The 12,370-nt window shown below is 59.6% G+C and carries 9 protein-coding genes and 2 pseudogenes; 4 read left to right on the forward strand and 7 right to left on the reverse strand.

Features of this window, described 5'->3' with window-relative positions; all coding sequences use genetic code 11:
* Positions 1-74: 74 nt before the first annotated feature.
* The 4 genes and pseudogenes from BQ8482_RS39135 to BQ8482_RS11160 form a co-directional block, all read right to left on the reverse strand.
* Positions 75-292: pseudogene (locus BQ8482_RS39135) on the reverse strand (DUF2285 domain-containing protein).
* A gap of 858 nt (positions 293-1,150) precedes the next feature.
* Positions 1,151-2,323 carry an ATP-binding protein gene (locus BQ8482_RS11150; protein WP_123147674.1) on the reverse strand — a complete coding sequence of 391 codons (1,173 nt, stop codon included), beginning with the start codon at positions 2,321-2,323 and terminating at the stop codon, positions 1,151-1,153.
* A 360-nt stretch (positions 2,324-2,683) separates the two neighbouring features.
* Positions 2,684-5,065, reverse strand: a complete 2,382-nt coding sequence (locus tag BQ8482_RS11155) for a putative bifunctional diguanylate cyclase/phosphodiesterase (protein ID WP_244602740.1) — start codon at positions 5,063-5,065, stop codon at positions 2,684-2,686.
* A 37-nt stretch (positions 5,066-5,102) separates the two neighbouring features.
* Positions 5,103-5,621, reverse strand: coding sequence for a putative pterin-binding protein (locus tag BQ8482_RS11160; protein WP_123147809.1), 519 nt, complete (start codon positions 5,619-5,621; stop codon positions 5,103-5,105).
* Between the two features lie 183 nt (positions 5,622-5,804).
* Here BQ8482_RS11160 and BQ8482_RS11165 point away from each other — a divergent pair, with 183 nt between their 5' ends.
* Together BQ8482_RS11165 and BQ8482_RS11170 are read left to right on the forward strand one after the other, a co-directional pair.
* On the forward strand, positions 5,805-6,182 hold the full coding sequence (locus BQ8482_RS11165) for a 6-pyruvoyl trahydropterin synthase family protein (RefSeq protein ID WP_244602741.1): 378 nt from the start codon (positions 5,805-5,807) through the stop codon (positions 6,180-6,182).
* 330 nt (positions 6,183-6,512) lie between these two features.
* Positions 6,513-6,767 (forward strand): hypothetical protein, encoded by a 255-nt coding sequence (locus tag BQ8482_RS11170; protein ID WP_208867631.1) that lies wholly within the window; start codon positions 6,513-6,515, stop codon positions 6,765-6,767.
* Between the two features lie 139 nt (positions 6,768-6,906).
* Here BQ8482_RS11170 and BQ8482_RS40315 read toward each other — a convergent pair whose 3' ends face one another.
* Complete coding sequence (locus BQ8482_RS40315) at positions 6,907-7,125, reverse strand: hypothetical protein (protein WP_244602742.1); 219 nt, start codon at positions 7,123-7,125, stop codon at positions 6,907-6,909.
* 333 nt (positions 7,126-7,458) lie between these two features.
* Between BQ8482_RS40315 and BQ8482_RS11175 the strand changes: the two genes are divergently transcribed.
* Positions 7,459-9,405 (forward strand): putative bifunctional diguanylate cyclase/phosphodiesterase, encoded by a 1,947-nt coding sequence (locus tag BQ8482_RS11175; protein WP_342210943.1) that lies wholly within the window; start codon positions 7,459-7,461, stop codon positions 9,403-9,405.
* Positions 9,406-9,521: 116 nt separating this feature from the next.
* Here the strand turns inward: BQ8482_RS11175 and panC are convergent.
* Positions 9,522-10,360 (reverse strand): annotated as a pseudogene (gene panC / locus BQ8482_RS11180) (pantoate--beta-alanine ligase); the annotation flags it as partial.
* The gene (gene panB, locus BQ8482_RS11185) at positions 10,357-11,202 is read right to left on the reverse strand and encodes a 3-methyl-2-oxobutanoate hydroxymethyltransferase (protein WP_123147677.1); all 846 of its coding nucleotides are present in this window, start codon (positions 11,200-11,202) and stop codon (positions 10,357-10,359) included. The gene panB and the pseudogene panC, both read right to left, overlap by 4 nt.
* Before the next feature lie 169 nt (positions 11,203-11,371).
* Here panB and BQ8482_RS11190 point away from each other — a divergent pair, with 169 nt between their 5' ends.
* Entirely contained in the window at positions 11,372-12,334 is a 963-nt protein-coding gene (locus tag BQ8482_RS11190; RefSeq protein WP_123147678.1) for an NUDIX hydrolase, read from the forward strand.
* Positions 12,335-12,370: the final 36 nt, after the last annotated feature.

The raw sequence follows: 12,370 nt of genomic DNA on the forward strand, positions 1-12,370 counted from the left end.
AAAAGACGGAAGAATTCCGCCTTTTCGCCAAACAGTTTACCCGGACTCCTCGCAGGCGTGCAGCGCAGGTCCGCTCAATGGGGCGCGCCACCTGCAAAAAGGTACTTGTAGCCGTTCGTCGTCATCCATCGGGCGCGCGCCAGATGGCTTTCCCACACTCGGTACGCGCGCTCGGGCTCTTTTCGGGATCAATTTTGAGCACGATTTCGGCCACGTCGCGCCAATCCACGTCTTCTGCCAGTAGCCGAATGTACAAGATCAGCCGCTCCTCATCGTATCCGATCAAGGGCATATGGGTTCAAACGTGCGCTGACAGTTCGCCACCATACCGACTCACTACGATCGTTCCTAGACGAAGGTCCGCGCGACGTCCCAGGGTCTCAGTCGCCAATGGCTAGAGAGGCCCATTGCCTCACTCACTATTTAGCGTCGTTTGCCGCCGCGTTCTCTTCAACGCCATCAATGCTCATTGCGGCCCGGGCTTGCTGGGCATGGCGGCGGCTGCGATCGTACCTGCTGCGCTGGCCATTGTCCGCACACAGTTTCGAGCAATTCTGAGCGATCAATGGCGATCAGGATCTGCGGTGCGATCTGGTCCAGAGCTTCGGCTGTCGGACCCGTGCTGGGCGGTGTGCTGCTCGACACTTCTGTTGGGGCGCTGTCTCCCTCATCAATGAGGCCCCTGAACATTAAAGGGGCACGGATATACGGTAGAAAAATCAACCGGCAGCCTTGATTAACGTCTGCGATGTCTGACCCTGGCCATCCATGTCGGAGTGCTCTCGCTGAGGTTAAAGGCAGCCTCTTCGGCCTCGTACCGGGTCAGCCCGGTGAGCGGCCGACCGTATCTCTCGGCGGGAAGCCCTGTCAGGCTATCGATCACAGACCACAGCCCTGATTCCGACCGCAGAATCTTGTAGCGCCTCATCGAGCCCTCTCGCTTGCTAGAAACACAGAGAACTCCCGCTTTACCGGAAAGTTCCGCAGTGCAGCATCAAAATGTTGCGACGCACTATGAGGGATCCAGTTCATATGACGGGCGGCCGGTGGATCCGGGGGTAACCGGGGTCCTTTTCGCGCGCTGCCCGGGTGCCGGGTGCTGGTCGCCGGTCCGGCCGGCCTTGATAGGGCAGCTCTGGGATGCGACGCCTCACGCAGCTCGGCGTTCCGGGACCAGCGGCGCGGCCAGCTCGTGTATGCGCGCATTGGGACAAACCCACCGGGCGATATCGCAAAGATGCTGGTGATGCGTCAGATAAATTACCTGACCCACTTTCGCCATATCGGCGAATAGCCGGAAGGCTTCCTCGGCACGGAAGTCGTCGAAGGTCTCCATGATGTCGTCGGCGATGAAGGGAACAGGGGTGCGAAATTGGGCGAACTCATGGTAGCCGGCAACCCTCAGCGCGAGATAGAGTTGGAAGCGCGTTCCCTTTGACATTTCCTGAGCCCGCTTGGAACTCCCATCAGCCCCGATGCCAATAAGGACTTCGGTGTCCTTGTCGGGCTGGGTCGCCAGACCACGATAGGCACCGCGGCTGATCACCCGAAAAGCCGCCGAGGCGCGAAGCATCATCGAACTGCGATGCTTGTCGCGATAGAGGCGCAAGGCTTGCTCGGCCGCGACGATGCCGGCCCTGAGGCGGAAGTAGCTGAACGCCTTATTCTCGATTTCCAGGAGAACGGTGCGCCGTTGCTCTTCAAGAGCAGCCACGGCACTATCGCCGTCGACGGCATCCACCTCGTCGGACGCTTTGCTGTATGCCGTAAACAGCTCTCGTACGCGCCGATCCTGATCCTCGAACCGGGCGCTGAGTTCGACCTGCTCGGCTTCCAGCGCAGGCCGATCCGCGGCGTCAAGCATCTCTTCGACATCGCCCATGTCCTGGATTGATAGCGCCTCTCGGATTTCATGTTCGATGGCATTGCAACGCCGTCGCAAGTCCCTCCTTTGCTCGATCATGCGCAGCTTTTTCTCTACGTCCTGCAAGGAAGATACACCGAGCAGGTGCGTCATTTCAGATTTGCGGCGCTCGCAAATCGCGATTTCAGCCTCCAGGTCCCGGATTTTGAGACTCTGATCCTCGAGAGCAAGCCGCTTGGATTCCCTTTCTGCCTTTTTCGACCGAGCCTCTTCCACTCTGGCGGACATCAGCGCCCAGAGTCTCAGGGCACTCTCTGCTGGTCGCTCCAATCCGAGTTCTGCAGCCATGATGGCAAGTTCGCGCAAGAAGGTAGCCTGATCTTCTTCCATCTTGGCGATGCGATCTGCCAGACCGGCTTGACGTTGAGCAGCCGGGCCGAGTTCGGCAAGCCTGTCCATGACCTTCTTAACGGTCGCGAGGCTGGGGATAGTCCCTCCAGCGCCGAGCCAGCAGCTCCTGCAAACCTCAGCCCATGACGCGTCCCATTGGCCATTCGGATCAACATCGAGATACCGTGCTAATCGAATTTTTCAATTTTTCCGCCAACGCAGCCATCTGTTGCGGTTCCCGGCCCGATATGGATCGAGATTACCGCCAAACACCCGAGCGCTCCTCCTACTAACACCAAAGGAGCGTATGGCAGATGCCGCCAAATGGCGGCGAGGGAGCTCCCACGAGCCAAAGCCAGGTGCATAGAGCGAACGGGCTTCCGGGCTCCAGTCGGAGGCGAGATCCTCACGGCACGGGGCTGACAGAAGCTACGCAGCCGCCGCTTTGCTCCTACGATTGCCGAGGGAGTCCGTTATTTCGGCTAGCGATTTTGGTGGGCTGAATAGATATCCTTGAACCTCGTCGCAACCTGTAGCGCGAACAATTTCCAGCTGATCCTCAGTCTCTATTCCTTCAGCCGTGGTCTTCATGCCCAAAGCATGGGCCAAACTGACAATCGCGTGCACGATCGCCATATGATCCTGATTTGTGGAGATTTGTTCCACGAAAGAACGGTCTATTTTGATCTTGTCCACGGTATACTTTCTGAGATAGCCGAGTGAGGAATAGCCGGTGCCAAAATCGTCGAGTGATATGCGGACACCCAGCGCACGCAAGTCCCGCAGCGCACAGGACGACCTTTGGCTGTCCTCAAGCAACAACGTTTCTGTCACTTCCAGTTCAAGGCGATTAGCAGGAAATCCCGTAGCGGCGAGTACTCTGGAGACCATCTCAACGACATCGCCTCGCATGAACTGCGTTGGTGATAGATTAACGGCGAAATTGAGCTCGCCCGGCAATTTTACAGCTGCTCGACAGGCTTTTTCCAACACCCACTCGCCCAGGTTGACGATCAAGCCCGTGGCTTCGGCGATGGCGATGATTTCCTCCGTTTCGACGGGTCCGTGTCTGCAGCCCGGCCACCGCAACAGTGCTTCAAGTGTGGTAACTTGCAGCGTGTGAATGTTCACGATCGGCTGGAATACTACATCGAACTCCTGGTCAAAATCGGCGGCACGCAAATCGAGTTCGATCGTCCGACGGCGCTGAAGACGCGCATCCATCTCGGGCTCGAAAAAGCGATATGTGCCACGCCCGTGTTCTTTGGCCCGGTAGAGCGCCAAGTCGGCATTTTTCAGAAGCGTGTCTGGGTCATCGGAAATCCCGGAGGTCACGGCTACGCCGACGCTCACCCCGATAATCACCTGATGCCCATCGAGCTCGTATGGTTCGCTAAGGGCCTCGAGTATACGTTGGGCAAGTTGATCCACGTCCGCTGGCTGTGTGACGTCCGCCTGCAGGATCACGAATTCATCGCCTCCCAGCCTAGCCACAGTGTCCTCTCGGCGAACGAGGGTTGAGATGCGCGCAGCAACCTCGCGGAGGAGCCGATCGCCCATGGAATGTCCGAGCGTATCATTGACGTTTTTAAAATGATCGAGATCCAAGCAGAAAAGCGCGGCAGAGCGCTGATGCCTTTGGCACCGAGCCAGCTCACTCACCATGCGGTCACGAAGCAGTATTCGGTTAGGTAAGTCGGTAAGAGCGTCATGGCGCGCCATGTGCACCATTTGGGCCTCAGCGAGATGGCGTTCGGTAATATCGTCGTAAGTAGCCACCCAGCCTTCATCGTTCATCGGTTGATGCAAAATTGAAATCACGCGGCCATCGCTCAGTTCCTGCAGTAACGTACCCCGCTTCTTTCGAGCAATGAGGCTAAGTTGTTCCGAATGGATGTTCTCGGCGTTGTCCCGGGAGCAGATACCCGTCTGGACCGTGAGCCGTGTGATATCCTCAAGGGTACTCCCCGGCCGCAGCGATTCCGGAGACAGACCATACATGGTGGCCAACCTACGATTGCTAACAATAAGCCGGCGGTCTTCGCCGAACATGCAAAGCCCCTGCGACATGTTGTGTAGTGCAGTATCGAATAGACGGTTTTGCGTGATCAACTCATCATTTGCAGCGTGCGCTGCAGAATTGGCCTTCTCGAGGTCCCCGCTCGTTTGCACCAATGTCGCATTGAGCGCGTGGAGTTTTTGCTGAGCCTGGATAAGAAGTCGGTGCCGTCTTTCCAAAAGTACAATAAGAACAAACGTGCAGAGCACGAGGCCCCAAGCCAGGGCAGAGAACGTCCAATGCAGTTGCAGAAGTTCTTGTTGGTCGCGCGCGACCTGTTGACCGCCGTAATTATTGGCCTCCGCGGCGAGACCGATGAGGTCTCCTTCCAGAGGGATCATTTCTGATAGGATGGCTCTCGCAGTTGCGGGAATCTCAACCTGCTCGATCAGCATCTCGGCGCGATGGAGGAAGTTGGATAGCGATTCAACCGTCCTTCGCCGGTCGTCCGCTTCCAGCACAAACGGCTGAAACTCGCCGCTGCGAAACAGCTCAAGCCGATTCTTGACGATTTCAAACCGAAGCTGCGCCTCTTGCTTCGAGCCTTCACCGGCCGCCAATTCGCTGACGCGCTGACGCAGCCGCAAGAACTCGTTCACGCCCTGACCTGCGCTCCAGGCCACATTGTAGCGCGAGACCTTGGCAAGCATCTCCTGACGCTCGAAGATGAGCGTCGAAAGATAAACTGCGCCAACGCTGAGAACAATGATCGCGGTGCCGAGAGCTATCTTTAAGGGGTGAAAAGCGCCCACTGGAGAACCCCGCAACAACGCATAAATTATCTCTTGTTCATCGCACAATCAGGCGAGAAAGTTGCCAAATCGAACGTGCATAGTATTTTTGGGCCTGCAATTCTGGAGAGCTGTCGTAAGGATACACTACGAAGAGGGGCCCCTTATCGCTAACCGGCATGTATTGCTTATCGCGCTTCAGCGCCAATATCACATCGAAGTCTTCAAAATCCTTAAGAGGAATTGTCGTACGGTAGTCGTTCAGCGCTATGGCGACTACTTCCGTGCCGTGCGCTCCGACAAGCGCCATAATCCGTTTGAGTGAGACGCCCTCGAACTCGACCGGTCCGGAAAACCAAGGCGTAGTGGTGGTCAACGTGGTCATACCGAGCTTCTCAAGCATCGCACGATCGAACTGCGCCACACCGTCAGCGTTAGTCACTCGGATATTGCCCTCGATCGACAGGACGGGCGTCTCCTTTGGCGGCAACAGCTGTTGATCCTGAACGTGCCCCGGAGATATGGTCAGCAGAATAAGCGCAACAGCTAAGGCAAGTGCACCGCGAATCCTTGACATCATTTTATCCTTTCCCTCACTACCCGCTTTCAATGTCGTCGCGACCCTGAACGCCGCGTTAACTGCGCGCGTAAAATCGCGGGCTGACGACGCTTTTCATTGAGCCAGGGGGCGGCTCAGCCCGTTTGACACTGATCAATCAGAATGTCAGAAGCTCGGCCTCGGCATTTTAAGGAGTGAATTTTGGAACGTTCTGCCAGCGTCGCCATGGTCGAGACATACAAAGAGTTCACATTCGAGGCCGCCCACCAGCTGAAGCCATTTTCCGGGTTACACGGCCACACCTTCAGGGTTCGAGTCCACTTTAAGGGCTCACCTGATGCAGTGTTTGGCTGGCCGGCCAATCTTTACGAGGTAGAGCCGAGAATTAGTTCGGTGCAAAAAATCCTGGACCATACATACCTGAACGACATTGACGGTTTGGCGGTGCCCTCCTTGGAAAACATCGCCAAATGGATCTGGGATAATCTGGCGCCTCATTGCCCGCAAATTGATCGCATCACATTGTCGCGCGGCCCAGATGGGCAAGCCGAAGGCTGCACATATTCGAGGAGGCCCTGATTGCCGGGGGCCAATCGGCCCTTAAATTGCGGGTAGCGGTCAAGCCATTTCTTCGTTCTTCCATGGACGAGTTCTGTGGCGGAGGTGTCTGGCGATGTTCCGTTTGAGTGCCTCAGCTATGCAACGAGGACCCGGACAAGCCAACCTCAGCCGAATTCGACGAGTCACCGCACCAGGCCCGGGCAGAAGCATTGTGTCAGCCTTCAGTCCTGTTTGTCGTCGCCGGGGTCAACTGAACCGCGGCAACAGGCGCTGAGCGCCGCGCGGACACAATTTGACGCGCGACCATCTCACCAAGCCGATCCCGCCTTCCGTCGACAGGTTGAAGCGTTGGCCGGCTATGGCATTCCCGAACTCGGCATCGCCCGGTTGATCGGCGTCGACCCGAAGACGCTGCGCAAGCACTACCGCTCCGAGCCGGATCTCGGTCACCTCAAGGCAAACTCGGCGGTGGCGCAAAGCCTTTTCAAGAAGGCGACAGGCGACGGCCCGCATCTTCTGGGCAAAGACCCGCATGGGCTGGAAAGAGACTGTCGTCAACGAACATGGCGGCGTTGCAGACAAGTGTGCCGCTTCACAATTTAGCTTTCATTAGCAACGGCGCTGATAAAGAAGCGGCCGACGGGGCCGCAATTCCGATACGTCGGGCCTGACACTTTTGCGAAAGGCCAGGTTCATGGCAGTTGTTTCCGCGCAATCTCCCGGTCATGAAGCGTCTTTCGGATCAATCGAAGCAATCGAAATGGAGCTTCTGCTTCGCCGCTGGCGGTCCGCGCTCAAGGTCGGCGAGGCACTGCCAGCTTATGAGGAAGTCGCGCTCGACGGCCTCGGCCGGATGAACGAGAATATCGCCGTTGTCCGACAGGACGAGGACGACAGTTTCGAAATTATCAGAATCGGCGAAATCTTCCAGAAATGGCTCGGCGTCACAGCCAAGCGCCAACGGCTGCGCGAATTCCAGCCGGACTGCGCCCTTGCGCTGACGGGCGTCATCGAGCCAGCATTGCGCCAGCTAGCGCCGGCGCGATCTGTATCGCACAAGGTGATCGATGGCGCGGTGGCAACTTTCGACATCACTGCGCTACCGCTGGCAAGCCGATGGGGCCGGCCAATTCTCCTCGTCTGCGTCAAGGAACGTGCGTCCCGCTACAGCCTCGTCGATACCATCTTCGCGTCGACCGATGAGGGGATGCTGGCGCTTGCGGCGATTCGCGACACCAAAGGGGAGCCGGTCGATTTCCAGATCATTGCCTTGAACGACGGTGCCACGCGATTGATGAGCCTGCCACGCCAAGCGCTGCAGTGGAAGCGGCTGACCGAGACCAATCTGTGGTCTGAACAATTCGGGATCAGAGAGCATTTGTCGGACGCGCTGTCCACTGGCACGCGAAAATCCGTCGAGACGACCTATCCGACCGATGGCGGGCCGCGCCATTTCAGGGTGGGCGTTGTGCCGATCGGTGATCTGCTTTCAATCACGCTGACCGACATTGGCGACATCAAGGCCAGGGAGGAATCGTTTCGGTTGCTGTTCGAAGGCAATCCGGTGCCGATGTGGTTGTTCGATGCCGCTACCTCCCGATTTCTGCAGGTCAATGACGCAGCGGTGCAGCACTACGGCTATAGCCGAGAGCAGTTTCTTGGGATGTCGGTGTTCGATATCAGGCCAGCCGGCGAGCGGGATGCCGCTCGCCGCGTGCTCGAAGACGTGGCCGATGCCTATCAGCCAGGTCAAGTGTGGCATCATTTGAAGGCGAACGGCGCCAAAATAGATGTGTACCCTTATATGCGGGAGCTCACCATCGAAGGACGCCGGGCAATACTTGCCGCGGTGATCGACGTAACGGAACAGCGCAAGGCGGAAGCGCGCATCGTCCATATGGCGCATCATGACGCGCTCACGAACCTTCCGAACCGGGTCCTATTCCGCGAGCGCCTGGACGAGGCGCTGGTTCGCGCAAGGCGGAACGGCGAGGCCCTTGCGGTGCTCTGCCTCGACCTCGACCATTTCAAGAGCGTGAACGATACGCTTGGGCATCCTGTCGGCGACAAGTTGCTTCAGACAGTGGCCAAGCGCCTTCAGGATAGCCTGCGCGAAACCGATGTCGCCGCCCGTCTCGGCGGCGACGAGTTCGCTGTGATCGGGACCTCTATCGCCGATCCCACCGACGCCAGCGGCTTTGCGGTTCGTCTTATTGAAGCTCTGAGCAAGCCTTACGAAATCGACGGACACCAGGTGGTGATCGGCGCCAGCATCGGCGTTGCCGTGGCGCCGGAAAACGGCTTCGAACCGGATATTCTGTTGAAGAATGCCGACATGGCGCTCTACCGGGCGAAGGCGGACGGTCGCAATACCTTTCGCTTTTTTGAACATGAGATGGATGCGCGGTTGCAGGCGCGCCGTTTGCTCGAGCTCGATCTGCGCAAGGCGCTCGCCAGCGGCGAGTTCGAGCTGTTCTATCAGCCACTGGTTAATGTCCGGTCGAACGCGATCAGCGGCTTCGAGGCGCTGCTGCGCTGGCGCCACCCTGAACGGGGCATGGTTCCGCCGGCCGAGTTCATTCCCCTGGCGGAGGAGATCGGCCTCATCGTCCAGATCGGCGAGTGGGTGCTGCGTCAGGCCTGCCAGCAGGCCGCAACATGGCCGCAATCCATGCATGTGGCGGTGAATCTTTCGCCGGCGCAGTTTCAAAGCCGGAATCTCGTGCCCACCGTCGTAAGCGCGCTGGCATCGTCCGGCATGGATGCGAGCCGCCTTGAGTTGGAGATAACCGAATCCGTTCTGTTGCAGGACAATGACGACAACCTTGCCACGCTGTACCAATTCAAAAGCCTTGGCGTGCGGATCTCAATGGACGATTTTGGTACGGGCTACTCGTCGCTCGGCTATCTGCACAAATTCCCCTTCGACAAGATCAAGATCGATCAGTCCTTCGTGCGCGAGCTTTCCGCGCGCCCAGAAGCCAAGGCGATCATACGGGCCATTACCGGACTTGGCGTCAGCCTTGGGATTTCCACCACCGCCGAGGGCGTGGAAACCGTCGATCAACTCGAGCATCTGCGCGCGGAAGGCTGCACGGAAGTCCAGGGCTACCTGATCAGCAGGCCGAAGCCGGCAGGCGAGATTTCGGCATTGATTGCCGATCATCGGATAGCAGAAGCCATGACTTCAGCGGTTGCAAATCCGAATGTGAGCGTGAAGAGCGTTGCCGGGATGCGCTGATCAGGCGACGAGCATCGAATTGTTGGGCCGACGCGGTCTGGGATAGCGGCAGTGGTCACAGGGTACCAAGTGTCAGTTTCACCCCTCTGGGTCCAGATGGCTCCTGGCCGTGAGGGCACCCCGACATTGTCGATCAGCCGCGTCTCGCCAAGCCAGGCAGCCACGAGCAAGCGTCCGGGCCTGTCTAACCTGTGCATCGGTGCCAGGTCCTCCTCGGCCCGCAGCTCGAGATACTCGATCCGGGCATAGCCTGCCGCGGCAATAGCCGAGCGCGCCTCGTCGAGCGTCACGTCGACCGGCGCGCCCCCGGCGATGCGCTCGGCCGCATCGAAAGGATCGCTGCAAGCCGCGGCGCGACCTGCCGCTCCGACGCCGACAAGCGCACGTTGCGCGACGACATCGCCAGGCTGTCCTCTTCGCGCACGGTCGGGCAGGCGACGATCTCGATCGGAATGTCGAGGTCGCGGGCTATCCGTCGCACCACATGCAACTGCTGGAAATCTTTCTCCCCGAAGAAAGCGAGATCGGCGCCCGTCTGCAGGAAGAGCTTGGCGACGACCGTCGCCACCCCGTCGAAATGGCCGGGGCGATAGGCCCCGCACAAACCCTCGCTCACCCCTGCCACCGAGACGGTGGTGGCAAAGCCTTCGGGATACATCTCGGACGCAAATGGAGCGTAGAGCATGTGCGCGCCAAGCGGCGCGAGCTTGGCGGCGTCTTCGTGCTCGGTGCGCGGATAAGCGGCGAGGTCGGCGGCGCTGTTAAACTGCTTCGGGTTGACGAAGAGCGTGACGATCACCCGGTCGGCGCGGTCGAGCGCCGCACGGACGAGGCTGAGATGGCCCTCATGCAGGGCGCCCATGGTCGGCACGACGGCGACCTTCAAATCCTGCTTGCGCCATTCTGCTACTGCCTTGCGCAGTTCGGCAACGGTGCGGACGATCGGAATGCTCATGCGGCTTCACCTCCACTGACGGTTTTCGGTTTATCGCCGAAGACATGCTCGGCAGCCGGAAAGCGGCCCTCCCTCACTTCACGCGCATAGGCCGCGATCGCGGCCGACGCGGCGTTCCCCAGTTCGGCATAGCGCTTGACGAACTTTGGCCGGAAGTCACCGAACAGGCCCAGCATGTCGTCGACGACGAGAATCTGGCCGTCGCAGGCTGGCGAGGCGCCGATGCCGATGGTCGGAATCGCTACCTCTTCCGTGATGCGGCGGGCGAGCGGCTCGGGCACCTTTTCGAGCACGACCGCGAAAGCACCCGCCTCGGCAACCGCCAGGGCCTCGCGCCTGATGCGCTCGGCATCCTCCCCCCTGCCCTGCACGCGATAGCCGCCGAAGGCGTTGACCGCCTGCGGCGTCAACCCGACATGGGCCATGACGGGCACGCCCCGGCCCGTGAGGAAACGGATCGTCTCGGCCATCGCCTCGCCGCCCTCGAGCTTTACGGCCGCTGAGCCGGTCTCGGCCATGACGCGCGCGGCATTGCGAAAAGCCTGCTCAGAGCTTTCCTCATACGAGCCGAACGGCATGTCGACGACCATCAGTGCGCGTTCGAGCCCGCGGCGCACGGCCTGGCCGTGCATGATCATCATCTCGAGCGTCACGCCGAGCGTCGAAGGCAAGCCGTGGAGAACCATGCCGACGCTGTCGCCGACCAGCACGACGTCGCAGTGCGGATCGACCAGCCGGGCGACCGGGGTCGTATAGGCCGTCAGGCAGACAAGCGGCGTCTTGCCCTTGCGCGCGGAAATCGCCGGTGGCGTAAGAGCCCTGGCTTGTCCCGTTGCGCTCACGACATCTCCTTCCCCAGCGTTACCGACCGCTTGTGTCGCGTTTGGCATATTTTTGTGCAGGTGCGAAGAACTAATTTGCCAGGCGCGTGAGTTGACGTGCCGACCGTTATTGGTGAGAACAAAATTCAATCGGTTCAGCTACTTTCGCGGCCCAAGCACTTCAGGGACCATGGACGATCGCGCAAAAAGGATCAGAAAAGACAGGCCCGGAGGAAAGGCCGACACAGTCAAGGTCGACCTGACCGCGGTTGTCGTTGCGCTGAGCGACAATGAGCCCTGTGTGCTGACCATCGGACAGGCGGACACCTTGCCCTCGGGTCCGCTTGCGCTGGAGCACCGATCGCTGCAGTCCGGTCTGAGGGCATGGGTCGAGGAGCAGACCGGCCACCCGCTGGGCTACATCGAGCAGCTCTACACCTTCGCCGATCGGGACCGGGCCGGCACCGAACTTGAGCAGCGCGTCATCTCCATCAGCTATCTCGCACTCACCCGCAAGGAACATGCAGCGGCACCGTCCAGGTCCTGTTGGCAAAGCTGGTACGACTACTTTCCATGGGAGGACCACCGTGCCGGAACGCCGCCGATGGTGTCCGACGTCCTGCGGCCTCGCCTGATCGAATGGGCGGATGGCGCGGACGACGGTGCGACGCGCCTCGAGCGCCGGCGGCGGGCGGCGATCGCCTTCGGCTTCGACGACCGCCCATGGAACGAGGACCTCGCCCTCAAGCGCTACGAGCTGCTTTACGAAGCAGCCCTGGTTGAAGAGGCGATGCGCGGTTCGGTCCTCCCCCCGCCGGTTCGCGGCAAGTCCATGGTCGCCGACCATCGTCGCATCCTCGCCACTGGCATCGCGCGGCTACGCTCCAAGATCAAATACCGGCCGGTCGTGTTCGAACTGATGCCGCCGGCCTTTACCCTCCTTCAACTGCAGCGAACCGTGGAGGCGCTCGCCGGCAGGCTGATCCACAAGTCCAACTTCCGCCGCCTCATCGAGCAACACGAGTTGGTGGAAGAGACGGGCGATACGGCCACAGAAACAGGTGGCCGCCCGGCGAAGCTTTATCGCTTCCGCCACGCCGTGCTGGAAGAGGGGGAAGTTGCCGGGGCAAAATTGCCGCTGGCTCGGGGTTGACTCTTATACTCATATCAAGAATATGCCGCTTATATT

The organism is Mesorhizobium delmotii (assembly GCF_900149755.1).
GTDB classification, from domain to species: domain Bacteria; phylum Pseudomonadota; class Alphaproteobacteria; order Rhizobiales; family Rhizobiaceae; genus Mesorhizobium; species Mesorhizobium delmotii.